The following is a 25,359-nucleotide window of genomic DNA, read 5'->3' on the forward strand; positions in this document are numbered from 1 at the left end:
CGACTGCACTCCTCAAGGAACGGAACTTTGATCGGCATGGACAAAATCATCGAAACAGACGTGGTTGTCATCGGGGCAGGCCCCATCGGCCTGGCCGCGGCGAACCTGCTGGCGGACCAGGGCGTCAACGTGATGCTCGTTGAACGCCATGCCGGGACAAGCGACGAACCGCGGGCCATCAGCGCAACCGACGAGACGCTGCGGGTCATGCAGCAGATCGGCATTCTGGACCGGCTGGCGCCAGAGATGCTCATGGACACGGGCGCCCGCTACTTCGGCCGGAAGGAACAGCTGCTGGCGGAGGTCTACCCCGCGAGCCCTCGGCTGGGCCAGCCCGGCAAATCGCAGTTCGACCAGCCCGTGATGGAATCACTGCTCCTCGAAGCCGCCCGGGCCCGTCCGCTGATCGACGTCCGCTTCAACACTGAGGCGTTCCGCATCACGGACGGCCCCGAGCACGCGGACACGGTACTGATCGACGACGACGGCAAGCACACCGTCCGCTCCAAATGGGTGCTGGCGTGCGACGGCGGCCGCAGCCCGGTCCGATCCCAGCTCGGCATCCCGATGGAAGGTTCCACCCAGGTCCAGAAGTGGATCGTGGTGGACATCATCAACACCCCGGGCCAACCGGAACGGTTTTCCGAGTTCCACTGCAACGGGACACGTCCCGTCGTGGTGGTCCCCGGAGTTCACGGCCGCCGCCGCTACGAGTTCATGCTCCTCCCCGGTGAGGAGGCCGCGGCGGTGACCGCTCCGGAGGCCATCATCAGGCTGATCGCGCCGTTCCAGACGATCGTCGCGGCGGACATCCGCCGCGCTGCCGTCTACGTTGCCCACCAGCGCGTGGCCCTGAACTACCGCGTGGGGCACGTGCTCCTCGCGGGGGACGCAGCCCACATGATGCCCCCGTTCGCCGGCCAGGCCCTGAACGCCGGCATCCGTGACGTCGCCAACCTCGCCTGGAAAATCGCCGCCAACGTCCAGGGCACCGGAACCGAGGCACTGGTGAACACCTACCAGGCCGAGCGGCGCCCGCACGCGGTGGACATGGTGCGCCTTTCCCACCGGATCGGCATAGTGGTGATGAACGTCAACCCCGCGCTCACCGCCATCCGCGACGCCGCCATCACCGCGTCCGGCATCGTTCCGGCCGCCAAGGCATGGCTCGCGGGCATGAAGTTCCTCAAGCAGCCGCACTTCACCGACGGCTGTATGGCGGCCCCGGGCGCCGGTGTCCCGAAGGCAGCGGCCGCGCTGGTGGGCCGCTCGCTGTCCCAGCCGCAGGTCACACTGCCCACCGGCGACGCCGTCCCGCTGGACACCGTCCTCGGTACGGGGTGGGCACTGCTGCATTTCCCCTCTGACGGCGGCCCAGCCATTGAAGTCCGGCGCTTGGGCACTGACGGGAACGGCACTGAAGAGACCGACGACGGCAGCTCCCCCCTTGCGCTGTGCGGCACCACCGCAGTCACCGACACCAGCGGTGCATTCAAGGCTGTTGCCGGCAGCGGCGTAACCCTCGTTGTGCGCCCCGACCGCTACGTCGCAGCAGCCACCACCCCGGACACCGAGCAGACGGCCTTTGACGCGCTGGCCGCCTATGTGCCGGAGCTGAACCTCCTGCGGCACGCCGAAACAGGAACACCTGCTGCACGCTGACAAATAGACGGGCACAAAGGAGCGGGGAGGCCACGTGGCCTCCCCGCTCTTTTGCTGTCCCAGGCTGTTCCTGTACAAAGTGCGCTCGGTACAGAACAACCGGTACAGAACATCGGCTACAGAACGACGGCGGGGCCGCACCCGCCGGGATCGGAATCCCTGGGTGCGGCCCCGCCGTCGGGCTTTGAATCTGCTGCTTACACCTCGCCGCCGTGGCGTTCAATCACGTCGCTGGCCAACTGCTTGCCGAAGGACGTGTGCAGGCGGAGCGCCTCCGCCGCCCGCTCGTAGTCGTGGTCCTTCAGCGCCGCCGTGAGCTCGACGATGTGGCTGTGGTCCATCTTCCGGGCCCACTCCTCGCTGTTGAGGGCCTCGCGCCAGACCGTGCCGATTCCGAGGCGGCGGAAGGCGTCGGTGAGCTGGGCGGAGCCCGCCACGCTGACCAGGCGGTTGTGGTACTTCGCGTTGGTCTTGAGGAACTTGTCCAGGGCTTCCTGGCCGCCCTGGCGCAGCAGTGCGAGCTCGTCGGTGAGCCGGCTCAATTCCGCGATGTCCTCGTCCGTGAACTTCCCGAAGTGGCTGGCGAGGACGCCGAGTTCGATAGTGAGGCGGCCGTCGTAGACACTGTCCGTCAGCTGGCGGGTGATGGGCGCGGGCAGGAATTCGCCCCTGTCCCCGCGGATGACCAGGGATTCGGCCGTCAACTTAACCAGGGCGTTGTGGACGTTGTGCGGATCGGACTTGGCCTGTTCAGCGATCTCCACCGGATCCAGTGCCTGGTGCAGCGGGGTGCGCCGGCCCAGCACCCAGTCACGCACGGCGTCGTAGGCCGCGAGCTCCCTGACCCGTTCCAGTCGACCGAAGGCGCCGCGGAAGTACGCCAGCGGCTCCCCTGCGGTGGCCTTGGCATCCGTAACCTGGCCAAGGAACACGGTGTGCGTGCCACCGGTGGGGGTTTCCGCAACCCGGCAGACGATGGTGGCAAGGGCGCCGTCCAGCATGGGAACGCCCTCGGCCGACATGGTGACCGAGACGCCGTCGAACTTGTCTCCGCCCTTGCGTCCGAACTTCATGGCGAGGTCGCTCTGGTCCTCGGCCAGGATGTTGATGCCGAACACTCCGGCTTTCAGCACGGCGTCGTGCGTGGAGCTGGAGCGGTTAAGGCAGGCGAGCATCATGGGAGGCTCCATGGACAGCGACGACACGGCCGACGCCGTCGTTCCGTACAGCTCGCCGTCCACAACCGTGGTGATCACCGTGACGCCGCTGGCGAAATGGCCCACGACGTGACGGAAAGCGGCGGGATCGACGGTGATCTCCGCGGTGGGTACAACCTGGGGTGTATTCATTTCATCCTCCTGGGATTTAGTGCTGAGAAGTCGGGTGTGAAGAGTTTGATGAGGGGCGCCAGGCTGTCCAGGTCCTCAAGGTGCTGGACGAGCCGGACCGCTTCCTCGGCATTCCTGCGCGGGATCCTGCCGCCGAACTCGGCATTGGCGTAGTACTTGTCCAAGATCTCCGTCCCGCTCATCGGGCTGGCGTAGATGTCCCCCTTGGGCACGTCCGTCCTGGTCCTGAGCACGGAACCGTCCCGGAGCCGCAGCTCCACTTCGGCGGTGAGCGATTCCGCCGGCGGCAGCGAATCAACCAGTCGGATCTTGTCCAGCAGCCGCTGCAGCCGCGGATCCTGCATATGCTCCAGCGTGAGGTGTTCCGGCCGGACCGTCCTGTACATCAGGGCCGTGGCGGCCGTGAAACTGATGCTGAAGGCGCCGGAAACCTCCGGGCAGTCCCCGATCACGAACGGCTGGCCCACAAAACCCTTCAGGGTCCGGGGGGTCACATGGATGAGAATCTCCTCGATCTCATCCTCGTTGAGCACGTTCTCGGTGGCCAGCCGCACGCAGGCGTCCAGTGAGGGGTGGCTCGCCCGGCACGAGGACCACGGCTTGATCACACAGTCCGCATAGAAGGCCCGGCCGAGACCGCGGGTCACCTTGCCGGGCGCCGGTGACGCGCAGTACATGTCCAGGAACCCGTGCGGACCCGCGATGGCGTCCGCCGGCCCGGTGAACCCGGCCTGCGCCAGCTCCGCGGACACGATCGAGTTGCGGGCGGCGAACGCGATGGGCAGTTTGAACGCGAGGGTCTGGTCGAAAATGTTGGCCACGGTTCCGGACAGTTGGTTCACCGCGATTCCCAGCGCGTTCCGGACCTGGTCCGCGTCCAGCCCCATGAGCTTGGCGGCGACGGCGGTGCCGCCGAGGCCGTTGACGGTGCCTGTGTTGTCCTGGCCGCTGTAGACGTCAAAGCCCGACGCCGCGGCGAGGCGCGAGGTGAGGTCGTCCCCCAGGATCAGTGCGGTGAGCAGGTCCCGGCCCGAGGAGCCCTGCTGCTCGGCGACGGCCAGGGCCACCGGAACCGTGGTCCCGCTGATGTGGGCGGCCGACTGCGTCTGGTCCTCGTATTCCGCACCGATCGGCTCGAAGTCGTAGGACCGCATCATCACGGCGTTGACCATCGCCGCATTGTGCGCCGGGAGGCGGATGCCGTGGACCAGCACCCGCGATTCCGGCGCGCCGCCCCAGCGGCGGGCGAGGTCCAGGACGGCGCCGTTGCCCTGGGCGCGGTGGCCTGCGGCGATGTTGCCCAGCGAGTCGATGATCCGGATCTTGGCCCGGGCCACGGTGCCGGCGTCGAGGGCCTCGAAGCTGGTCTCTGCGACGTGCCGGGCCACTGTGCCCGCCATGTTTTCAGTGCCGTTTTCGAGGCCGTTTCCGCGGCCGGCGGCCTCTGCTATTTGCGCTGTCATGGCGGAACCTAGCCCCGCGCCCCAACGGCGATCCGGTCACTGGCGGACGCGGCAGGAAAGCCGTCGTCCGCAGCGGGGATGCCGTCGATTTCCTCGAACATCGCCTTGTAGGCGCCGGTTTCCCCGGCGGCCTGGGCCTTGCGGTGGTCCAGGGCGCGGGCGCGGCCGATGCTGCCAAGATAGAAACGTTCGTAGAGCTCGATCCGGCTGCCCAGTGCCGAGCCGGCGAAGTCCCAGGCGGTGCGCATGATGCGGGCGCGTTCCTGGGCGCTGATGCCGTTCGCGCCGGGCAGGTACTTCTTCAGCAGCGGGCCCAGGCGCGGATCGTTGAAGGCACCGCCCGTGGGGGTTGCCAGCAGGTTGTGCGAGCCCATGGATTTGATGATTTCGTTGATCCGGATCATCCAGCCGGGCATGATGGCCCGCAGCGAGCTGATGTCGTCATGGCAGAAGAACGCTCCGCCGCCCCAGTCCGAGGCCCGCATTTCCGCGGAGTGGATGGCCGCGCGGGTGAGGCGCAGGTAAGTGTAGATCTCGCCGAGCATCGCGCCGACGCCGGGCTTGTTCTCGGTGCCGGTCACCTTGGCGATCTGCGTGCACAGGTCGTAGGCGAACTCCAGCTTCACGGCGGCGCGGATGGCCGTCTGCTGCTGCGTGTTGCCGGACGCGGTGCCGGCGTTGATGGAGTTGTAGACGTCCAGGTTACCGTCGATGAACACGCGGTCCCAGGGCACCAGGACGTCGTCGAAGATGATGACGGCGTCCTGCTCGTCGAATCGGGCAGAGAACGGCTTGTCCGCTACATCGGCGTCCACGCCGTAGTGGTCCCGGCAGACGCCGACGACGCCCGGCGTGGCCACCGGTATGGCAAAGGAAATGGCGTACTCCTCGAAGCCCTTCTGGATGGGTACTGCGGGGTAGACGTACAGCTCATCGGCGATCGGCCCGAGGGTGGCGAGCATCTTGGCGCCCTTGACGATCAGGCCCTGCTCGGTCCGCTCCACTACGCGCAGGGTGAGTTCCTCGTTCATGCCCTGCAGTTCGCCGACGCTCTTGTCGATTGCGGCATGCACGATGGTGTGGGTCAGCGCGAGGTCCTTTTCGATCACTTCGCGGTGGTAGGCCGCCAGCCGCTGGTGGTACACCGGATCCCCGGAGCGGTCGAAGATGTCCTTGCGGGACACATGTCCGGCCAGGACCACATTGACGTAGTCCGGCGTGCGGCCCAGCATGCCGTTGGAGTACCGGGCCAGGCGGTCGAAAGCGCGATGCCGGAGTGCGATGTCCTCCGCGTTCTTCGGCAGCGAGAGACTCACATTCATGGCCTCGCCGGTCTCCGGATGCGTGGTCAGGCAGTCCGCCGCGTACTTGTGCTGGTAGTCGAAGTAGCCGGCCATGCCTTCGACAGAACCCTTGAAGGCCGGGTGTTCCAGGACCGAGATGCGTTCCGAGCCCAGCCATACCTCGCGGCCGTCATCCAGGCCCCGCTTGTACTCTGCTCCGGTGCGTGCTGTCACTTTGAACTCCTTTTTGGCTGGCACCAGTGCTGGCACCTGGGAACTTTCACAACATTGTGAGATGAAAATGCATTCTTTAAACGATTTTATATAAAAAGAGTGGCCTTGGCAATGCCCTCCTGGTGCGCTCCGGTCAGAACGACGTGATGACGCTGCGGGCGATCGCACCGGACTCCTGCAGGCGGTAGGCGTCATTGATCCCCTCGAGCGGAATTTCCTGGGCCACCAGGTCATCGAGGTTCAGGCGACCCTGCAGGTAGAGCTCGGCGTACATCGGAATGTCCCGGCGGATGTTGCTCGATCCCATGTAGACGCCCTGGATTCGCCGCTGCGAGGCGATGAGTGAGCGCAGCACGTCCACCTCCAGGGGCGCGCCCTGCGGGATGCCGATGAAGTAGGCGCCGCCGCCCACCCGGGTCATCTCGATGGCCTGGGCCTGGGTTACCCCCAGCCCGATTGCCTCGAAGGAGTGATGCACGCCGCGGCCGCTGATCCCCCGCACCTTGGCCACAGCATCCTCTTCGCTGGAGTTCACCACGTGGGTGGCGCCGAAGCGTGCGGCCAGTTCGAGCTTGGCCGGATGCACATCGACGCCAATGATGGTGGTGGCCCCGGCGATCCTGGCGCCGGACAGGATATTGAGGCCGATGCCGCCCAGCCCGATGACGGCAACAGCGTCGCCCGGCTGGACCTTCGCCGTATTAAGCGCCGCCCCCACGCCGGTAATGGCCGCACAACTGAGCACGGCAGCTTGGGGGAAGGGCACCTCCTTGGGGATCCGCACCAGGGTGTTGGCGTGGCAGATGGTGTACTCGGCAAAGGCGGCGACGCCAAAGGCGTGCACATCCCCGCCGCCCCTGCGCAGCTTGGATCCGGCAGCGAGCGGCCGGGAGACCTCGCCGGGATTGACACAGCGGTAGCTGTGGCCGGCCAGGCATTCCTCGCAATGCCCGCAGAACTTCACTTCGGAGCCAACCACGTGGTCCCCGACGGCGAGGTCCCGGACGTCAGGACCGACGGCGGCAACGATGCCGGCCATTTCATGTCCGACAACCATGGGAAGCGGGCGCCCGCGGTCGATCGAGGCGACGAGCAGATCCGAATGGCACAAGCCGGCAGCCTTGACCTCCACGAGGACCTCGCGGCCCACCGGATCCCCGATGCTGATCTCTTCCACATCAAAACGGCGGTTAATTTCGTTGATGACTGCAGCTTTCATCGTTGACTCCCTTGTCTGGTGGCGAGCTTGCCTGGTGATGCACTTACCTGATGTGCGTGGACTGGCGCCCGTTAAAATGTGGCTAATAATCGATAATCTAGTTATTTTGCACTTCAGCATCTACTATATTTATATTTGTGGCCTGAGTCACGTCCATGCCGGTCATCCCGGCTCATTCATTGAGGGGAACAAACGGTCATGAAAGCAGCAGTGCTCGACGGCGTAGGTCAGCCGTTCCAAGTCCAGGACATCGACATCGCCGATCCGATGGGCCGTGAGGTGCTTATCGACGTCCGCGCCAGCGGCTTGTGCCATAGCGATATGCATGTGGCCGAGACCAACGTGGGATTTCCCATGCCCGCATTGCTCGGCCACGAGATCGCCGGGGTGGTGGCCGAAGTAGGCCCGGACGTCACGGAGTTCCGCGTCGGCGATCACGTGGTGTCCTCGCCGATCCACAGCTGCGGCCATTGCCGGGGATGCCTGACCGGCCGCCCCTACCAGTGCCGCCATCCGCAGGAAACCCAGCGGACCCCAGGCCAGGGCCCGCGGCTGAGCCGCAACGGCGACGCACTGACGCAGTTCATCGGCGTCGGCGGTTTCGCCGAGCAGGTGCTCGTCCACGAGAATACGGTGGTCTCTGTCAGCAAGGACATCCCGTTCGACCGCGCCGCCCTCCTGGGCTGTGGGGTGGTGACCGGGGCCGGGGCGGCCATCAATTCGGCGCGAATCCGTCCCGGAGATACCGTTGCCGTCATCGGCTGCGGCGGGGTGGGGCTTAACGTCATCCAGGGCGCCGCCCTGGCCGGCGCGCGCAGGATCATCGCAATCGATCTGCAGCCGGGCAAGCTCGAACTCGCCAAGGTCTTTGGTGCCACGGACATCGTCAATGCCGGGGACGGGGACTCCGTGCAGGCCGTCAAGGACCTCTCCGGCGGCGGAGTCACCTGCGCCTTCGAAGTGATCGGCCTGAAACAGACAGCAATGGACGCCGTCGCGATGCTGGACATCGGCGGCACCGCGTTCCTGATCGGAGTCCAGAAACCCGAAACCCGCCTGGAAGTGACCCCCTTCGGCGACCTGATGGGCAAGCAGAAGGGCATCCGGGGCGTGGCCATGGGCTCCACCAACCTCAAGATCGACATCCCCATGTACGCGGAACTGTACTTGCAGGGCCGCTTCAAGCTGGATGAACTGGTCTCCCGGCATATCTCGCTGGACCAGATCAATGAGGGTTACGACCTGCTGCGCGGTGGTTCAGTGGCCCGCTCGGTGATCACCCACTTCTGAGTCCCTCGGATCCGCACAGACCCTAAAACCAGTGGAGCCGCCCTTTCGGACGGCTCCACTGGTGTTTCCGGCCGATTGCTGTTTCCGGCAGTTGCGGCGGACTTAGCGCCGTGGCCGCAGTTCAGGCTCGACGCCGGCCGCCTCACCGCCGGTTTCGGTCACCGCATACAGTGCCGGGCTCCTCGGATCGAAAGACGGCACGGCGTGGCCTTCGGGCGTCCGCGCCACGCCGTCGGCGACGAAGCCGAGCAGCAGCGCTCGCACGCGGTCCGACACCGAGTCGAAGACGTCCCCGGGGAACCCCTCGAGCATCGGCGCATCCTGCCAGTCCGCGCGGTTCCCGAAGAGGAACGGAAGTTCGAAGCAGTGCGGGGCGCCGGCGCCGTCGAGCCTGCTGCGCACGGAGAACCGCAGCAGCGTGGCCGGGATTCCGGCCCGGTCCGCCTGGCCTGCAAGCTCGGTGGCGGCTAGCCGGAACTGGTGCAGGCTCATGGCCTCCACCAGCTTCGCGTGGTTCGTCGCCCCGGGATGCCGTTCCTCAATGAAAGACAGTGCCTCGGCGGCGGCTTCGAAGTGCGCACCGACGAAGCCGGCAAGCTGTTCCGGTCCGACGGCCTGGACGGGCAGGGCGTACAGGAACGCGGCGGCTTCATCATCGGTGCTGCTCAACAGCAGCGCGTCCACATGCATTGCGGCCGCCGCGGCCTCGAAGTCCATGGCCCATGACGGAACCAGCTCCCCGTCGGCGGCCGGCATCAGGCCCAGTCCCCTGCCCGCATAGGCTTTGGACACCGCCGCCTGGGCGGCCAGGATCTCCCCGGCTGTAGCCGCGGATTCCGGCGAACCGTCCCCCACACCGTCCACGGCGCCGAGGGCGGCGGCGAAAATCTTGGACCGCTCGTCGAACTCCGCGGCATTCAAAGGAGGCTGCCAGGGCAGGCTGAACAGGGCGGTCCGGCTGAACAGTCCGCGCGCCTGCTCGGCGAAACTGAGCACGTAGGCGTACCACGCCCCTGCCGAATGCCCCGCCAGGGTGGTGGCCGAGGGATTGCCGCCGAACGCGGCGATGTTCCGGTGAATCCATGTCAACGCCTGCAGGATGTCCCCGGCGGCAAGGTTGCGCGGACCAAGGTCCGCAGTGCCGCCGGCGCCGTCGAGCAGTCCGAGCGCACCCAGCCGGTAGTTGACGGTGACCACGACGGCGCCGCCCTCCTGGGCGAGCCGGGCGCCGTCGTACCAGCGGACATTCCCGGCGCCGCTGATGAAGGCTCCCCCGGGCAGGAAGACCAGGACCGGGAGGTCCTTCGCACCTTCAGGCGCCCAGATGTCCAGCAGGAAGGAATCCTCGCTCTGCGGCATCCGGGACAGTGCGGGGCCGAGCAACCAGTCCAGGGATCCTGGACCCTGCGGGAACACCGTCGCAGGGGCCTGAGGCCGCTCGGGTGACGGATCACCCAGCGCGGAGAAGCGGTCTGAGGGATCCAGCCGCTCGCCGTACCGGACGCCGCGGACGCAGACGACGCCGTCGTCCGTTTCCGCGACGTACAAGGCCTCCCCGGCGCGGAGCCCCGCCAGCGGTTCCGTTGCAGCGGCGCTCATGCCAGCTGGTTGTAGTCGTCGAGGTTCACGGTGCGGGTGATCTTCCAGAAGTCCAGTACCGGGTGGGGCCAGATCTGGGAGACACGGCCGAACTTGTTCTTGTACCAGGTGTGCACGCTGGGATGGCCCCAGGCCTTGGTGGCGTTGGCCGCATCGAGGCCCGCGACGAACGCGTCAAGGACTTCCTGCTTCAGATCCAGGGCCTTGAGGTCGTTTTCAATGATGAGACGCAGCGACTCGAGGATGTATTCGACGCCGTATTCGATCATCGAGTACAGGCTGCCGTTAACCACGTGGCCGGTGTTGGGGCCGGTGATGATGAACAGGTTCGGGAAGTTCGGAACTGTGAGGCCGGCGAAAGCCTTGGCATCGCCGCCCCAGTAGTCATGCAGGTCGGTGCCGTTGAGGCCGGTGATCTTCAGTGGCTCAAGGAACTGCGAGGCCTGGAAGCCTGTGGCGTAGACGATGATGTCCACCTCGTGGAGCACCCCGTCCTTGGTGACGATGCCCGCCGGGGTCATGCGTTCGATGCCCTCGGTGACCAGCGCGGACTGCGGCTTCTTCAGCGACTCGGCCCAGACGCCGTTGTCCCGGAGCATGCGCTTGCCGCCCACGATGTAGTCCGGGGTGACCTTGGCGAGCAGGTCCGGGCGGTCCTGGTACTGCTTGGCCAGAATGTCGGTCAGCCCTTGGCGCCACTTCGCGTTGACGGCGGACACACTGCCAGGCTTGTCCCAGCCCGGTTCCGCCACGGTGGTGTGCTGCCGGCCTTCGACGCCGAGCCAGTGCTGCCAGAACCGCAGCCACTGTCCGTAGTGCGGGAGCTTGCGGACCAGCCACTGGACCGAGTCAGGCATGTCCGCGTAGTAGCCCTGGGTGGGCAGCATCCAGGGTGAGCTGCGCTGGAAGACGGTCAGCGATGAGACCTGGTCCACGATCGCAGGGACAATCTGGTAGGCGCTGGCGCCGGTGCCGATGACGGCCACGCGCTTGCCGGTCACGTCGACGCTGTTGTCCCACTCGGCCGAGTGCATCTGGATGCCGGCAAAGTCCTCGCGTCCCGGAACGTCCGGGTACTTGGGGCGGTCCAGCTGACCGACGGCGGAGAGCACGGCATTGAACTGCCGGCTGACCGGCTGGCCGGCGGCGTCGATGATGTCCACGTTCCACAGTCCTGTGGCCTGGTCGTAGCTGGCGGAAGTGACCTCGGTGTTGAACTCGATCTCACCTAGGATGCCGCCACGCTCGGCGACCTGCCGGGTGTATTCGAAGATCTCCGATCCCTGCGAGAACTGCTGGGGCCAGTCGTCACGCTGGGCGAAGGAGAAACTGTAGGCGTAGTTCGGTGTATCGAGGCGCACACCCGGGTAGGTGTTCTTCCACCAGGTGCCCCCGACGGTGTGCCCCTTCTCGAACACGGTGTAGGGAATCCCGGCCTGTTTCAGCCGGTAGGCAGCCGCCATGCCGGAGACCCCGGAACCGATGACGGCCACGCTGAAGTCCCGCCCCACGGCGATCTCATCGAAGTCCCACGTCGGCTTGCCGCTCTTGCCCTCCACCAGGGCCATGTCATGCATCAGCATGGGGTGGTACTCGGGGTTGGCCGCGTTGGTGATCCAGGTCACGATGTCATCGGCCTGAGCCTCGGTCAGCATCCCGACGCTGGTCAGCTGCTCCTCGCGCACCCGCTTAAGCGCCTTGAATGCGAGTCCGCGGGCCTGTGCCTGCTGTTCCGGGCTCATGCCGCCGTGCGGCTTGCCGACGATCTCCGCCGGCGGCTGCGGGGGACGCAGGTCCTCGCGCAGGATGGAGAAGTCTCCCGTTACTGCCGCAAGCGCCACCATCAGCGCCGGAAGGTCGGAGGTGTCGACGACCTGGCGCAGGAACTGGTCGTCTTCCGTGATGGGCTCGTACCGGTCCCTCCAGTAGAGGTCGTCGACAGAGCACTCCTCGCGGGCTTGGACTGCTTCGGTGGTGGAGTTGGTCACGGCGGTTCTCCTTGGTGGTGACGGAATCTTTACGGGGGCTTCGATGGCACGGCCTACACATGGAGGCCTTTCCCCAACGACGGCGTTGCGGGAGTCTCGTGCCACCGCGCCCTGACACCTGCTGTGCTTGAGGTCTCTCCGTGGGGCTGCTTCAAGTCTAGTATCGATATTGCATAAGTCAATAAAGAAAACATTATCCTGCGGCGGGTAGAATAATGCACATGTCGAAAAGTATCGAATCTGAGACCCTCAGCACCCAGATCCGGGACTCGCTCCGGGATGACATTCTGGCCGGCCGCTGGGCCGCAGGAGACAAGCTCCAGCTGGTTGCGCTCACTAAGCATTACAAGACCAGCAGTACGGTCATCCGTGAGGCGCTGACGCGTCTCGTGGGGGACCGTCTGGTGACCCTCAAGCCGAACCGTGGCTTCTTCGTGCCAACGCTCTCGCTGGCCGAGATCAAGGACATCAACGAACTGCGCTGTGTCTCGGAGGAGTTCGGGATCGGACTGGCGGTCCAGCGCGGAGATCTGGCGTGGGAATCCGAGCTGATCGCAGCCCACCACACGCTGGAGCGGACCCTTTACCGCGACGAGAGCGGCGAGCTGACGGATGCCTGGAACCACGCCCACCAGGCCTTCCATGCCAAGCTACTCGAGGCCTGCGGTGTCCCTGTGCTGATCGACCTCGCTTCGACACTGTCCGACCTGTCCCAGCTGTACGGCCGCTGGGCGGGCCACGCCACCCGCGCCACGGGCCGCGACATCGCCCAGGAGCACCGGGAAATCCTCGCCGCGGCTTTGGACAGGAATGCCGAGCTTGCCTCCCGGCTCATCCGGAACCACTACGAGACGACGCTGCACGCCATCCTGAAGTCCGCGATCGAGGAGGGCACCGCCGAGAGCGTCCGCGAGAAGGCCAAAGCCTAGCCGCCTAGCTGTACTAGCCCGGGAGCCCAGCCCCAGGCGCAGGCGCAGAAAGCCCTCCGGGATCCCAGTAAGGGAACCCGGAGGGCTTTGTCAGTTGGGCCGCGTCGGGCCTAGTGGTCCCGCAGGCGGTGCAGGATGCGTGCCCGTGCATCCGCAAAGCGGGGGTCCGCCTTGGTCTCGACCTGGTCGCGGTGGTCACCGAAGCCGGTCTCGATCACGTCCACCACGGTGGCGGGCTTCTCCGCCAAGACGATCACCTTGTCCGCCAGGTACAGCGCTTCATCGATGTCGTGCGTGACCAGGATGATGGTTACGCCCAGGGTCGCCTGGAGGTCGATCACGAGGTCCTCGAGGTCGAACCTGGTCTGGGCGTCCACTGAGGCGAACGGTTCGTCCATCAGCAGGACCTTGGCGTTATAGGCCAGGGCCCGGGCGATGGCCACGCGCTGCTGCATGCCCCCCGACATTTCCCACGGATACTTGTGGCCCTGGCCCGCCAGGCCCACGGCCGCAAGGTTCTTCTCCGCGGTTTCATTCCGTTCTTTTTTGCCCACGCCGCGGCCTTGCAATGGAAAGGCAACATTCTCCAGTGTGGTCATCCAGGGCATGAGCGAGCGGCTGTAGTCCTGGAAGACCACGGCAAGGTCCCGGTGGGGGCCGTTGATGACTTCCCCGCCGACGCTCACGGTGCCGCTCCGGGGTTGGATCAGGCCCGAGAGGCACCGCAGCAGGGTGGTCTTGCCGACGCCGGACGGACCGACGATGGAGACGAATTCCCCGTCGTTTACATCGAGGTTCAGATCGTTCAGGATCTTGTTCTCGGAGTCACCGAAGCCGTAACTCATCGTCAGCCCTTGGACCTGGAGCAGCGGCTTCGTCGCCACCTGCACGTCTTCGGGCGCTGCCTGAATGGCCATGGAAGCTCCTTCAATTTTCTGTTGGATCGGGGGTGTCATTTTGCGCCTGACTTGAAGTACCAGCTCAGGATCCTGCGTTCAAGGACGACGAACAGGAGGGAGAGGATGTATCCGATGACTCCAACGAGCAGCGCGCCCGCCCACGTCTCGGGCACCATGAAGGTCGCGGAGGAATTGAGGATATAGAAACCCAGCCCCTTGTTGGCGGCGAAAAGTTCACTCACCACCATGACCGTGATTCCGATCGGAAGCGCCACGCGCACGCCGGCCACGATCTGCGGCAGCGCGGCCGGGAGGACCACTTTTCGGAAATGCAGCCCGCGCGGGATCCGGTAGACCCTGGAGAACTTCCGGATGGTCGGTTCCACGCCCAGGACACCGTCAATGGTGTTCAGCAGCACCGGCCACATGCAGGCAAACGCGATCGTGTAGATCTTGGGCCCCTGTCCGATTCCGAACGCGCCGATGATCAGCGGAACCAGCGCGGCCTGGGGAACGGACCGGAAGAAGTGGATGACCGGATCCACAATTTCCCGCAGCCGTTTCGTCTCACCGAGGATCAGTCCCCCGATAATTCCGACGGCCACCGCGATCAGGAGGCCGGCAGCAAGGTTCCCCAGGCTGTAGGCGGCTCCCTCGGCGATCACGCCGTTGAAGAGGTCCCGGCCCAGGCTGGTCAGGATCGACTCGAGGGAAGGGATGAAAACGTTGGTGCTGTCCGCCGACGCGATCCACCAAATGGCGAACACGACGACGATCAGCCACGCCCGTTGCAGTACGTTCAGGGCCACCTGGGCGGGACGGCTGCGCACGCGCTCCGCTTCCGGTCTCCTTGCCCTGGTCCCAGTTCCCGGCTTTGGTGCCGAACGAAGGGCTGTATCAGTCATTGTTCTGCCTGTTCCATTTGAGGATCCGGCCCTCGGCGAAGTTGAGCAGGCTAGCGATACTCCAACCCACCAACCCGGCGAAGAAGAGGTATGCGAACGCCGAATCCCATCGCTGTGCCTGCTGGGCCAGGGTGATCTGCCGGCCGATTCCCGGCGTCTGACTGAGCACCTCGACGCCGACGGCCACGAGGATGGAGATCGAGGCCGAGATCCGGATTCCGGTGGCAATGAAGGGGGTGGCGCTCGGGAGCAGGACCCGGCGGAACCGGAGCAACGCGGGAATCTGGAAGATCCGCACTGTATCCACCACCGCAGATTCCATGCGCCGGGCGCCATAGATTGTCTGCACCAGCACGGGCCAGAGGCAGGACAGGGCGACGACGACGGTCTCCATCTGGGCTGTGGCACCCAGGAGCATGATGACCACCGGCATCAGCGCCAGCACCGGGAAGGAACGCCCGAAGTCGATCAGGATCGACGTCGAGCGGTCCAGCGCGCGGACGGAGCCGATCAGCAGGCCGAGTACCGTTCCAACTGCCACTGCGATTAGCCAACCGCTGACGGCTGCGGTCATGGTCTGCGCCAACGCTGACCAGAACGTTGCCGAGGCCAGCGACGCGCCGATGGAGGACGCAAGGGCGGCGACTCCTGGCGTCATCGAAGGAAGCGTGCCGCTCCAGATGATCACCTGCCAGATGGCCAGGAGTGCAGCCACTGCCAACAGCCGCTGGGTGGTCAAACCCCAGTCCAGCGACTTTGTGCTTGTCTTCATATCGATCTCTCCGTCATGTTCCTGAGCCCGTGCAGCGTTACTTGGTGAAGCGCGGCGCGTCGGCCCAGAGCATGGCCTCGGCGGTCAACGGCTTACTGACGAACCCGAGCTCTTTCATGGCGTCGATGCCGGCCTGTCCGGTCACCAGGTTGATGGAAGTATTAACCGGCACGTAGGACTTGGGATTGACCTTCGCGGCGTCCACCTGCTTGATCCGTGCGGTGATGTCCACGATCGCCTTGACGTTTGCCGGGTCCGCGTAGAACTTAGCTGCCTTGGCCATTGCGTCATTGAACTTCTTGGCCGTACCGGGGTTGCTTTTGAGCCACGCGTCGGTGGCAGCCCAGACGGTGACGGGCATGTTGCCCTGGAATTCGCGCACCGGGCTGGCGATGCTCTTGAAGCCCGCGTCGACGAGTTGGTGGTAGAAGGTATCCGCCGCGAACGCTGCATCAACCGTTCCCTGCTCCAGAGCTGCCTGCATGCCCGCGTAGGGAACGGCGATTTCCGTAATCGACTTGGGGTCGATTCCTGCCGCTGCTGCCGCCTGGAGCATCGGGATGTCGCCACCGGTGTTCACGCCGACGACGGCCACGTTCTTGCCCTTCAGATCAGCGACGGTCTTGATGCCGCTGTCCTTGGGGATCAGTATTCCGGAATTGTCGACGTTGGGATCAACGACGCCATTTCCGGAGATCACCTTCACCGGCATGCCCTTCGCCGTGGCTGTGGTCATGACGCCCCAGGATGCCGTGGTGATGTCGGCCTGCCCGCTGACGGTCTGGGCCAGGTTGGCCGAGGGATCGGCGCCGGGGACGATTTCGACGCTCAGGCCGGCTTCATCGAAGAAGCCCCTTTCCTTGGCGATGTACGCCGTTTCGAACTGGATGGGCGCCACGACCACCTTGATGGACGTCTTGCCTTCCGAGGCGCCGGCGGCACCGCTGGCAGTGCTTGGGGCCCCGCAGGCGGCGAGGGACAGCAGGGTAAGACCGGCAACAGCCGGTGTCAGGACTTTCGCCAAAAGTGAGCGGCGTTTGTGCTTTTCCATCCAGAATCTCCTCATTGAGTACTGACGCGAATAAATGCATAATTCCTAGAACAATGTATCTTGGACAACGTGATGTGGCAACCATCACAGATTGCATAACCCGATTCCGCAGTAAGCAGCCTCCCGGAAGGAAGCCAATGACGCCCCTTACCCAGACCCTCCCCACCACTGCCCGGCCGGACCTGCTGGGCAGGCCGCTGCGCCTGCTGATCGACGGAGAGTGGGTGGAAGGCGGAGCCGAGCCGCTGTCCATCATCGATCCCTCCTGCGGAGAGCACCTCGTGGATTCCGCTTCCGCCAGCGCCGATGACGTGGACCGTGCAGTCCAGGCTGCCCGCCGGGCCTTCGACTCGGGTCCGTGGCCGGCGCTGTCGCCGGCGCAGCGGAGCCGTCTGATCTGGAAGCTCGGAGAGGCCATCGACGCCGCCGGTGACGAGCTGGCCCTGCTCGAAACGCTGAACACGGGCAAGCCCCTTGGCATTGCCCGGGCATTCGAAATCGGCGGAGCCGCGGAGTCGTTCCGCTACAACGCCGGCTGGGCGACAAAGCTCAGCGGCGAGACGCGCAACGTCTCCCTGCCCGGGGAATGGCACGCCTACACGCTCAGGGAAGCCATCGGCGTCGTGGGTTTGATCGTTCCGTGGAACAGCCCGTTGGCCATCACCGCCGCCAAATTGGCGCCCGCTCTGGCGGCAGGCTGCACCGTGGTGCTCAAGCCCGCGGAACTCACGCCCCTCACAGCGGTCCGGTTGGGTGAACTGGCCCTGGAGGTCGGCTTCCCGCCGGGCGTGCTGAACATTGTCCAGGGCCTCGGCGCCGTCGCCGGCCAGCGGATCGCGGACCACCCGCTCGTGGACAAGATCTCCTTCACCGGATCGACAGCCGTGGGCAAGCACCTGCTGGCCTCCTGCGCGGGGAACCTGAAGCGCGTCTCATTGGAGCTCGGCGGCAAATCCCCTGTGGTCATCTACCCGGACGCGGACCTCGAGCGGGCGATCGACGGGGCGGCGATGAGCATCTTCGGAAACGCCGGCCAGGTTTGCGCTGCGGGCTCCCGCCTGTACGTCCACGAGGCGGTGGCGGATGAGGTGATCGCAGGAATCTCGCAAAGGGCAACGGCGCTGCGGATCGGCGCCGGGACCGACCCGCAGACCCAGATCGGTCCGGTGATTTCCGCCCAGCAGCGCGAAAGGATCCTCGGCTATATCCAAAGCGGCCGCGAGGAGGGCGCGGAGCTGGTCACGGGCGGCGCCGCAGTTCCCGGGGATGGCTTCTTCATCCAGCCCACCATCCTCCGCAACACCACTCATGACATGAGGGTGGTCCGGGAGGAGATCTTCGGGCCCGTGCTCTCTGCGGCAACCTTCCGCGATTCGGACAGTGTTGCAGACATAGTGGCGCGCGCGAATGACACGGTCTATGGACTCTCCTCCACCATCTGGACGAAGGACATTTCCAGGGCCCACCAGTTCGCACGCAGGATCAAGGCGGGCAACGTGCGGGTCAACGCCGCGGGCGGCATGGATGCGAATATGCCGTTCGGCGGGTTCAAGCAGTCCGGCTGGGGCAAGGAGAACGGCCGCGAGGGCGTGGAGGCCTACACCGAGGTCAAGTCCGTCGCGATCAATATCAGCGGCGCCTAGTCGGCAGGCGAAAAAGGGCAGGCGAAAAGGGACAGGCGGAAGGCAGGCGGAAGGGGCCGGACGCTGGTTTGTTCAACCAGCGTCCGGCCCCTTTCGCCGTTAAGGGAAAGCCGGGGACAGCCGCTCTACAGCGGGACAGCCGACTCCGCGACGCCGTCGGGCGCCTCCGCTCCGACCTCGCGGTAACGCCGCGGCCAGACCCCCTGTTTTCCGGGCGACAGGATGCCGTTGGGATCCAGCGCGTCCTTCAGCGTCTCCTGGAGCCGGCGGATGGCGTTGTTGTTGTAGTCGAAACCGTCGGCGATGACGTCCATGTAGTCCACATGGCTGCGGTAGGGCGCGTAACCATGGCTGCGGGCAGCCGCCAGCAAGGCTGAGTAGAGCGCCCGTGCGCGCGCCAGCTGCTCCTGGTTGTCGTTTTCGAAGAAAATCATGGTCACGTGCACCATGTGGCGCGGGTACAGGTGGTAACCGATGTACAGGTCGAAGCCGAACCGGCGGTACAGTTCTTTGGCTTCCCGGTAGAACGCCCACACTTCCTCCCCGCGGGCGGGAATGATGGGGGCCGCATCAATATGCCCGCCGTTTTCCGCCGCCCATGCCACCGTGGACAGCGGCTTGAGCGTGGGCACTCCGGCCATCTGCGTGCGGTCCATGTCGGCAATGTCGTCATAAGCGACCTGCACGCCTTCCGCACCTTCATAGAGACGGGCTTTGACGGTGAACCCTTCAAGTCCGGCGAAGCGCTCCCGAATGATCTCAAGCCTTCGCTGGGCGAGCCCTTTGTCGCCGTAGATGGCGAACTTGGCGTTCCACTGGCCAATGCCCATCTCCTGGCGCATTTCCTCCAGGCGGTCGTCCGGAATGGACCCCTCGCCCTCATACCAGCGCGAGCGCGGACCGTTCATGGTGGCCGCCCGCACCACGTTGCCGCAGAGGGCGTTGTTCTGGATGACGTCCTCGCGCCGGAGCTGGGTCAGGATGTCCACCAACCTGGGCATGTCCTCCTCGCGCTCCACCACAACGTCGCCGTTGATGTAAACATCCGGCCAGGGCATCAGCCAGAGTCCGATCTTGGTGACAATGCCGAGATTGGACTGGGTGAAGATGCTGTCCAGGGTCGGGCCGAAGCCGCCTTTGAAGATGGGCCCGAGTTCCGTTCCCTCCATGGCCCACATTCCGGTCCGCACCAGTTCGCCGTCCGGCAAAACCACCTCCATGCCGCAAATGGACTGCACATGGTCCCCCATCGGCGTCATGCCGTAGCCGCGGTCCAGTGCATTGCCGAGGATCGACCCCCACCCGAGGGCGGGAACAGACATCCACAGCTTCAGGTCCTTCTCCTGGATGTGTTCGAAAAGGTCAAAGAAGCTGACTCCGGGTTCGATGACGGCGTAGTTAAGCTGGTCGTTCACCTCGATGATCTTGTTGAGGCGGCTCAGGTCCAGCGCCACCATGTCCCGTGTGCGCGGTTCCGGCCCCCCGTAGCCCAGGTTCTTGCCCTTGGAGAAGGACCACAGCGGAACGCCGGTGTCGTTGGCGAGCCGGACGATAGCCTGGACCTCCTCCACGCTCCCGGGACGCACGCCCGGCCACTTCGCCCGGCCGGTGTTCAGCGGGTACGGATCGATGTAGCCCTCTTTGGGCGTGGCACGGACAACATTGTCGGCGCCGACAATGGCTTCTGCCTGGTCGAGGAATCTGGCTTGGGCGTCCATCTACGTTCACGTCACTTTCGGGAGGGGGTGCCGCTGCTGCGGCGATAACTGTGGCGCCGGCGGTCGGAGCCATTTCTTTCATGATGACAAGCAGAGCTTCTCAAGTAAATCGTCTCTTTCTGCTCAACGTTGTCAGTAGAATTGACAATGTGAATATCAGCCTCAACCCCTCGATCACCCTCCGCCAGGTCCTTCACTTCGTGGTGGCGGCCGAAACCGGAACCATGAGCGAGGCGGCACGGCGGCTGCACATGGCGCCGTCGGCCATCTCCATGTCCATCGCGGAACTCGAGCGGATCGTCGGAGCGCAGCTGTGCATCAAGCGCAAGTCAAAGGGACTCACGCTGACGTCGACAGGCATCGTCGTGTTCCGTCAGGCACGCCAGCTTCTTGATCTCGCGGACGAGATCGCGTCGCTCTCCAAGAGGGACAGGACGGACATCCGCGGCCCGCTGACCGTCGGGTGCTTCATGCCACTGGGGCCCACCATCATCCCCCCGATGCTGGCCGACTTTGCAGGCCAATGCCCACACGTGGAGGTGGATTTCATCGAGGGCTACCACGAGGATCTTCAGGAGCGCCTGCTCAACGGTTCCATCGACGCCGCCTTCGTCTACGACATGGACATTTCCCCTGCTCTTAAGACGGCCCCGCTGCTGTCCGTGGAGCCCTACATCCTGCTTCCGGCTGACCATCCGCTGCGTGAGGCAGAGGTGGTCTCGCTCAGGGACGTGGCAGCCATTCCGCTCATTTTCTTCGACGCCCCGCCCATTTCCACGCGCATCCTGGACATGTACCGGGATGCCGGGCTCACTCCGGACATCCGGCACCGCTCGCGCAGCTACGCCACGGTCCGGTCCCTGGTGGCGAGCGGCCGCGGCGTTGCTGTGCTCTTCCAGCAGCCCATGCTGGACGCGCCGTACGAGGAGCTGAAGGTTGTCCTCAAAAGGGTTGCGGAGCCCCGTGTCAACACCCGCACCCCGGCCACCGTTTCGCTGGCCTGGACGCGGAGCATGCGGCTGAATGCCCGCGCCCAGGCGTGGGTGGATGTCGCCGTCGAACGGTTTGGTTCCGCCGGCTCCGCTGCTGAGCAGGCCTAAGCCGAGTGGCCCTACGCAGACGGGTGTGAGAGTCCAAGGTTGTCACGGAGCGTGGTGCCCTCATACTCGGACCGGAAGTAGCCCCGGTCCTGGAGTTCCGGCACCAGCTTGTCGCAGATGAGCTTGAATCCGCCCGGGTTGAAGGGAGCATTGAGGTTGAACCCGTCGCAGGCCTTGGACTCGAACCAGTCCACCATGCGGTCAGCCACCTGGGAGGGAGTGCCGGCCATCCACTGGTGTCCGGTGGAGCGGGCCAGATCCACGATCAGCTCGCGCAAGGTCATGCCCATGTCAACACTCTTCTTGCGGTAGATCTGGTAGCGGCTACCCATCCGGGGGTCGTCGGAGAACCACTCGACCGGGATCGATTCATCGAACTCCAGCTCGGAAAGGTCCATCTTGAGGTCGGCGCCCACCTGCTTGCGGCCGTTGCCCAGGTGCACGTAGCCGGCCAGCTCGTTCGCGAGGTCGTGTGCTTCCTTCTCGGTGTCGCCCAGAATCGGCAGGATGCCCGGGATGATTTTGACGTCGTCGGGGTTCCTTCCCCTCTCGGCCACCATGTTCTTGAACTTGGTATAGAACTCGATGGACGGTTCCTTGAACGGCTGGGCGGTGTAGATGCCGTCAGCCACGGAGGAACCCAGGTCCATTCCTGGTCCCGAGGATCCCGCCTGGACCAGCACGGGACGTCCCTGCGGTGACCGTGGCATGTTGATAGGGCCCTCGACTTCAAAGAACTCACCCTTGTGCCGGATGGCCTTGAGCTTGCTCCGGTCCACGTACTCGCCGGAGGCCCTGTCCACGATGATGGCATCATCGGACCAGCTGTCCCAGAGGCGCTGCACAACGTCAACGAACTCGGTGGCCCGCCGGTAACGCACGGCGGGGTCGGGAACGTCCTCCACACCGTAGTTGCTGAAACCGTCCGACGACGTGACGATGTTCCAGCCGGCCCTGCCGTTGGACATGTGGTCCAGTCCGCACAGCTGCCGGGCAAGATTGTAAGGCTCGGAGAATGACGTGGACATGGTCCCGATCAGGCCGATGTTCTTCGTCCTGGCGGCCAGAGCCGCGAGCACGGTCATAGGTTCATAGAACCCGTTCATCTTGATGTCGCCCCGCATCACCGTGTTGGCATGGACGATGTCGCCGAAGAATACGGCGTCAAGTTTTGCGGCCTCGGCCATGGCAGTCAGGTCTGCCACGAAATCAAGGTTGCCCAGTTCTTCGGCCCGGCTTCCTTCCATCCGCCAGCTGTCCTTGTGGTAGCCCGCGGGCAGCATGAAGGTGGTGAGCACCATGTGATTCTTAGGCTTCATTGCCTGGTTCCTTTCGTGATGTGCGCCTATCCGAGCGCCTCGCTGCCTCCAGCATGGCAGTCATGAGTTGTCGCGTAAATGAGAAGTTTCAGCGCTATGAGTTCAATAAAATTGACAATGCTACGCGCGGACAACCCGCCGCCGAACTGACACCGCCCGCCAGGGCGCATCAGCCGAGGGTGCCGCGTGCGGGTATGCCTAGACTGTGTCGAGTTTGAGGCGCGAGCCCTCACGCGTCAGGCGCACTGCCACGAGGCCCGCCGCCAGGATGACGATCCAGAACGCGGCCACCATCCATACGCCGCCGCCGGCTGCGAGAACCAGGCCCGTGGCGATCATCGGGGTAAAGCCCGCGCCAATCATCGAGGCTCCCTGGTAAGACAGGGACGCTCCCGTATAACGGACGCCGGTGGGGAACTGTTCGGAGATGAAAGCGCCGATGGGTCCAGCGAGTGCCCCCTGAACCAATCCGTTGCCGACAACCACTGCCACCGCAAAGCCCCAGAGGGTCCCATTCGTCAGCAACATGATCAGCGGAAATGCCAGAAGGACGGCTGCCACGCCCGCGCCGGTGAGGACAGCGCGCCGGCCGATCCGGTCACTGAGCCGTGCTGAATAGAAGCAAACGGCCACCGTCACCACGGCGGCGACTCCCTTCCAGTTCAGGACGCCGGAGCGGTCAACGCCGCTTGCCACCGCCATGGAGACACCCCAGACAGTCAGCAGTCCCTGGCAGGCGTAAAACCCCAGGGTCGCCACGAGGGTGACCAGAACGACGCGCGGATGGTGGCGGAGCACCTCGAACAGAGGCGGGTGCTTGATCTTGGCGGCCTCGGCGTCGAGCTTCTGGAAGACGGGCGTCTCTGCCACCCTGAGGCGGATGATCATGCCAACCAGGATCAGCAGGGCGCTGAGCAGGAAGGGTATCCGCCAGCCCCAGACCAGGAACTGGTCGCCGGTCAGGGCGGATACAGCGGACACGACCAGGGTGGCCAGCAGCCCACCGGCCGGTCCGCCGGCATTGGCGAACGCTGCCGCGAGGCCGCGCTTGTTCGCAGGGGCGTGCTCCAAGGCCATCAAAGTGGCGCCGCCCCATTCCCCGCCGACAGCAATGCCCTGGATGATCCGCAGGAGCACCAGCATAATTGGCGCCGCAACCCCTATTTGTGCCGTCGTGGGCAGGAAACCTATAACGACGGTGGCGCCGCCCATCATGAGCATCGACAGCACCAGCATTTGCTTCCGGCCGAGGCGGTCGCCGAAGTGGCCGAAGATGATGCCGCCTACGGGCCGGGCAACGTATCCTGCCGCAAGGGTCGCAAAGGAGGCAAACAGGGAAAGACCCGGACCGAGGTTGGCAAAGAAAACTCGATCAAAAACCAGGGATGCAGCGGTGGCGTAAAGAATGAAGTCGTAGTACTCGATGATGCTGCCGATGAGACTGGAGCCGAGGATGCGGCGCATGTCCTTGGTGTTCAGCGAGTCGGCCGCTGCTGGCTTCCTGCTCGAGGGCAGATTCACCGGCCCCTTATTTCTCTGGGCTGTTTTCGGGTTCAACGTGATCTCTTTTCGAAAGCTGTGAGAGTTTGGTGACCGACGGCGTTGTTGGTCACGTCCCGAGGCAACCCCTTCATTCGCACTTCCAAGCATGACGCAGATCACAGAAGAAGGCCAATCGATTAAACATAACTTTGGCGAAAGTGTTTAATCTGCGCCGGGAAAGGGTCTGGGACATGGGAACGCGGAATCCGTCAGTGGTGCAGGCTGCTGAGGGACCGGCGGTCCACCGGAGCAAGCCCGAACTTGCGGAACTCCAAGGGGCGGTATTCGCCCCACATGTTGTACCAGTTCTCGTCCTCGCCCCACACCACCGGAGGACGGGAGTCGTCGTAGATCTGCTCCAGATCCGTGTAAAGCTCGACGACGGCGCCCGAGGTTTCCACGAAGTAGGCGGCGATATTGTGGCCGGCCCCGTGACGGACCGGGCCCCAGATCAGCTCCCGGCCGAGTTTGTTCAGCCTGTCACCGAGTTTGCCGAGGTCAGCAATGCTTTGCGTCTGCCACGCATGGTGGTGCAGCGTTCCTTCGCCGCGGACCAGGGCGATGCCGTGGTGATCAGGGTTGCAACGCATGAAGTAGGCAAAGTCGTCGCCGATGACGTCCGAGAGCCGGAAGTCCAGGACCCGATGCAGGAACCGCATCATGCCGCCAACGTCCCTGGGGTGAAAGTTGACATGCCCGTAGCGGTCCGGGCCGAAGGACTGCTGGAGGGAAACGTTCTCCTGCATGCCCACGTAGATTTCGAACACGAAGCCTTCGGGCCCAATAAAGGAGAAGCCATCCTCGATACCAACACCGCGGGGATTATTGCTGACGATAGTGAAGTTCTCATCCTCCACGCGCCGGCGGATCTCACGCAGTGCGTCGCCATTCGCTGCTACAAGGCCTAAACCATCAACGCCATCGACATCCGACTCGACGTAGACGAGTTCGTGGTGGACATTAGCGGCAGCGAGATACACGGCATCGGACGTCCGCTCCGTTTCGCGGAGTCCGAGGATCTGAGTTGCATCAAAGACGGATTTACTGAGTTCGGTCGTCTGAATACTTACGTGGCCCATGGCGCTGATCAATCCCCAAGACATCCTTGTCTCCTACTCGTTACGCGGCACTTTCAGATCGCGTCATCAACGGACCTGCATTACAAAATACTATCGTACTTAGAATCGATTATCTATCGAAAAAGTATAATCGCTTCCGGTGCGGGGTCCGCCGACGGGGCCGCGCGGCGGAACCCTTGCGGCGGACGGCCGCCGCGGAGCGTGCTGACCGAACATCCTGCACCGGACCATGTTCATGGGCCTGATGGACGGCGGAGCATAAACAGCGCCTGCCCAAGAGTGGTATTCCCGCCGAGACAGGGACTGACAGACCCT

Annotated in this window: 19 protein-coding genes; 5 read left to right on the forward strand and 14 right to left on the reverse strand. The window is 64.6% G+C overall.

Annotated elements, in window-relative coordinates:
* Positions 1–36: 36 nt before the first annotated feature.
* Complete coding sequence (locus LQ144_RS04625; RefSeq protein ID WP_230117392.1) at positions 37–1,662, forward strand: FAD-dependent monooxygenase; 1,626 nt, start codon at positions 37–39, stop codon at positions 1,660–1,662.
* A gap of 197 nt (positions 1,663–1,859) precedes the next feature.
* On the opposite strand, the gene LQ144_RS04630 is transcribed toward LQ144_RS04625, so the two are convergent.
* The 4 genes from LQ144_RS04630 to LQ144_RS04645 all read right to left on the reverse strand — a co-directional run bounded on the left by LQ144_RS04630 (position 1,860) and on the right by LQ144_RS04645 (position 7,210).
* Positions 1,860–3,011, reverse strand: a complete 1,152-nt coding sequence (locus LQ144_RS04630) for a flavin reductase (RefSeq protein ID WP_230117393.1) — start codon at positions 3,009–3,011, stop codon at positions 1,860–1,862.
* Positions 3,008–4,474: an MmgE/PrpD family protein gene (locus LQ144_RS04635; RefSeq protein ID WP_230117394.1), complete on the reverse strand. Its 1,467-nt coding sequence runs from the start codon at positions 4,472–4,474 to the stop codon at positions 3,008–3,010. The genes LQ144_RS04630 and LQ144_RS04635 overlap by 4 nt, the downstream gene beginning before the upstream one ends.
* A gap of 8 nt (positions 4,475–4,482) precedes the next feature.
* The gene (locus LQ144_RS04640) at positions 4,483–5,991 is read right to left on the reverse strand and encodes a 4-hydroxyphenylacetate 3-hydroxylase N-terminal domain-containing protein (protein WP_230117395.1); all 1,509 of its coding nucleotides are present in this window, start codon (positions 5,989–5,991) and stop codon (positions 4,483–4,485) included.
* A 133-nt stretch (positions 5,992–6,124) separates the two neighbouring features.
* Positions 6,125–7,210, reverse strand: a complete 1,086-nt coding sequence (locus tag LQ144_RS04645) for a Zn-dependent alcohol dehydrogenase (RefSeq protein ID WP_230117396.1) — start codon at positions 7,208–7,210, stop codon at positions 6,125–6,127.
* Between the two features lie 198 nt (positions 7,211–7,408).
* Between LQ144_RS04645 and LQ144_RS04650 the strand changes: the two genes are divergently transcribed.
* Positions 7,409–8,500, forward strand: coding sequence for a Zn-dependent alcohol dehydrogenase (locus LQ144_RS04650; RefSeq protein WP_230117397.1), 1,092 nt, complete (start codon positions 7,409–7,411; stop codon positions 8,498–8,500).
* Between the two features lie 102 nt (positions 8,501–8,602).
* On the opposite strand, the gene LQ144_RS04655 is transcribed toward LQ144_RS04650, so the two are convergent.
* Together LQ144_RS04655 and LQ144_RS04660 are read right to left on the reverse strand one after the other, a co-directional pair.
* Positions 8,603–10,099, reverse strand: a complete 1,497-nt coding sequence (locus LQ144_RS04655; RefSeq protein WP_230117398.1) for a carboxylesterase family protein — start codon at positions 10,097–10,099, stop codon at positions 8,603–8,605.
* Positions 10,096–12,087 (reverse strand): NAD(P)/FAD-dependent oxidoreductase, encoded by a 1,992-nt coding sequence (locus LQ144_RS04660; RefSeq protein ID WP_230117399.1) that lies wholly within the window; start codon positions 12,085–12,087, stop codon positions 10,096–10,098. The genes LQ144_RS04655 and LQ144_RS04660 overlap by 4 nt, the downstream gene beginning before the upstream one ends.
* 221 nt (positions 12,088–12,308) lie before the next feature.
* Between LQ144_RS04660 and LQ144_RS04665 the strand changes: the two genes are divergently transcribed.
* Entirely contained in the window at positions 12,309–13,016 is a 708-nt protein-coding gene (locus LQ144_RS04665) for a GntR family transcriptional regulator (RefSeq protein ID WP_230117400.1), read from the forward strand.
* 110 nt (positions 13,017–13,126) lie between these two features.
* On the opposite strand, the gene LQ144_RS04670 is transcribed toward LQ144_RS04665, so the two are convergent.
* The 4 genes from LQ144_RS04670 to LQ144_RS04685 form a co-directional block, all read right to left on the reverse strand.
* The gene (locus tag LQ144_RS04670; RefSeq protein WP_230117401.1) at positions 13,127–13,933 is read right to left on the reverse strand and encodes an ABC transporter ATP-binding protein; all 807 of its coding nucleotides are present in this window, start codon (positions 13,931–13,933) and stop codon (positions 13,127–13,129) included.
* A 35-nt stretch (positions 13,934–13,968) separates the two neighbouring features.
* Positions 13,969–14,745: an ABC transporter permease gene (locus LQ144_RS04675; protein ID WP_230117402.1), complete on the reverse strand. Its 777-nt coding sequence runs from the start codon at positions 14,743–14,745 to the stop codon at positions 13,969–13,971.
* Between the two features lie 67 nt (positions 14,746–14,812).
* Positions 14,813–15,592: an ABC transporter permease subunit gene (locus tag LQ144_RS04680; RefSeq protein WP_230117403.1), complete on the reverse strand. Its 780-nt coding sequence runs from the start codon at positions 15,590–15,592 to the stop codon at positions 14,813–14,815.
* Positions 15,593–15,629: 37 nt separating this feature from the next.
* Positions 15,630–16,643 carry an ABC transporter substrate-binding protein gene (locus LQ144_RS04685; protein WP_230117404.1) on the reverse strand — a complete coding sequence of 338 codons (1,014 nt, stop codon included), beginning with the start codon at positions 16,641–16,643 and terminating at the stop codon, positions 15,630–15,632.
* Between the two features lie 137 nt (positions 16,644–16,780).
* On the opposite strand from LQ144_RS04685, the gene LQ144_RS04690 reads away from it, so the two are divergent.
* The gene (locus LQ144_RS04690) at positions 16,781–18,286 is read left to right on the forward strand and encodes an aldehyde dehydrogenase family protein (RefSeq protein WP_230117405.1); all 1,506 of its coding nucleotides are present in this window, start codon (positions 16,781–16,783) and stop codon (positions 18,284–18,286) included.
* Between the two features lie 125 nt (positions 18,287–18,411).
* Here LQ144_RS04690 and LQ144_RS04695 read toward each other — a convergent pair whose 3' ends face one another.
* The gene (locus tag LQ144_RS04695; RefSeq protein WP_230117406.1) at positions 18,412–20,004 is read right to left on the reverse strand and encodes an FAD-binding oxidoreductase; all 1,593 of its coding nucleotides are present in this window, start codon (positions 20,002–20,004) and stop codon (positions 18,412–18,414) included.
* Positions 20,005–20,153: 149 nt separating this feature from the next.
* On the opposite strand from LQ144_RS04695, the gene LQ144_RS04700 reads away from it, so the two are divergent.
* Positions 20,154–21,104: a LysR family transcriptional regulator gene (locus LQ144_RS04700; protein WP_230117407.1), complete on the forward strand. Its 951-nt coding sequence runs from the start codon at positions 20,154–20,156 to the stop codon at positions 21,102–21,104.
* 11 nt (positions 21,105–21,115) lie between these two features.
* Here the strand turns inward: LQ144_RS04700 and LQ144_RS04705 are convergent, their stop codons facing one another.
* The 3 genes from LQ144_RS04705 to LQ144_RS04715 form a co-directional block, all read right to left on the reverse strand.
* Positions 21,116–22,423, reverse strand: coding sequence for an NtaA/DmoA family FMN-dependent monooxygenase (locus LQ144_RS04705; RefSeq protein WP_230117408.1), 1,308 nt, complete (start codon positions 22,421–22,423; stop codon positions 21,116–21,118).
* 198 nt (positions 22,424–22,621) lie between these two features.
* Positions 22,622–23,944: an MFS transporter gene (locus LQ144_RS04710; protein ID WP_230117409.1), complete on the reverse strand. Its 1,323-nt coding sequence runs from the start codon at positions 23,942–23,944 to the stop codon at positions 22,622–22,624.
* Positions 23,945–24,174: 230 nt separating this feature from the next.
* On the reverse strand, positions 24,175–25,068 hold the full coding sequence (locus LQ144_RS04715; RefSeq protein WP_230117410.1) for a VOC family protein: 894 nt from the start codon (positions 25,066–25,068) through the stop codon (positions 24,175–24,177).
* Between the last annotated feature and the right edge of the window lie 291 nt (positions 25,069–25,359).

Source organism: Arthrobacter sp. Bi83, from assembly GCF_918698095.1.
Taxonomy (GTDB): domain Bacteria; phylum Actinomycetota; class Actinomycetes; order Actinomycetales; family Micrococcaceae; genus Arthrobacter.

Excerpts from the sequence above, each read along its gene's own strand:
- LQ144_RS04705 (WP_230117408.1), bottom strand. The coding sequence starts at position 22,423 with ATGAAGCCTAAGAATCACATGGTGCTCACCACCTTCATGCTGCCCGCG.
- LQ144_RS04655 (WP_230117398.1), bottom strand. The coding sequence starts at position 10,099 with ATGAGCGCCGCTGCAACGGAACCGCTGGCGGGGCTCCGCGCCGGGGAG.
- LQ144_RS04650 (WP_230117397.1), top strand. The coding sequence starts at position 7,409 with ATGAAAGCAGCAGTGCTCGACGGCGTAGGTCAGCCGTTCCAAGTCCAG.
- LQ144_RS04635 (WP_230117394.1), bottom strand. The coding sequence starts at position 4,474 with ATGACAGCGCAAATAGCAGAGGCCGCCGGCCGCGGAAACGGCCTCGAA.
- LQ144_RS04625 (WP_230117392.1), top strand. The coding sequence starts at position 37 with ATGGACAAAATCATCGAAACAGACGTGGTTGTCATCGGGGCAGGCCCC.
- LQ144_RS04695 (WP_230117406.1), bottom strand. The coding sequence starts at position 20,004 with ATGGACGCCCAAGCCAGATTCCTCGACCAGGCAGAAGCCATTGTCGGC.
- LQ144_RS04690 (WP_230117405.1), top strand. The coding sequence starts at position 16,781 with ATGACGCCCCTTACCCAGACCCTCCCCACCACTGCCCGGCCGGACCTG.
- LQ144_RS04630 (WP_230117393.1), bottom strand. The coding sequence starts at position 3,011 with ATGAATACACCCCAGGTTGTACCCACCGCGGAGATCACCGTCGATCCC.
- LQ144_RS04680 (WP_230117403.1), bottom strand. The coding sequence starts at position 15,592 with ATGAAGACAAGCACAAAGTCGCTGGACTGGGGTTTGACCACCCAGCGG.
- LQ144_RS04715 (WP_230117410.1), bottom strand. The coding sequence starts at position 25,068 with ATGTCTTGGGGATTGATCAGCGCCATGGGCCACGTAAGTATTCAGACG.
- LQ144_RS04665 (WP_230117400.1), top strand. The coding sequence starts at position 12,309 with ATGTCGAAAAGTATCGAATCTGAGACCCTCAGCACCCAGATCCGGGAC.
- LQ144_RS04645 (WP_230117396.1), bottom strand. The coding sequence starts at position 7,210 with ATGAAAGCTGCAGTCATCAACGAAATTAACCGCCGTTTTGATGTGGAA.
- LQ144_RS04685 (WP_230117404.1), bottom strand. The coding sequence starts at position 16,643 with ATGGAAAAGCACAAACGCCGCTCACTTTTGGCGAAAGTCCTGACACCG.
- LQ144_RS04670 (WP_230117401.1), bottom strand. The coding sequence starts at position 13,933 with ATGGCCATTCAGGCAGCGCCCGAAGACGTGCAGGTGGCGACGAAGCCG.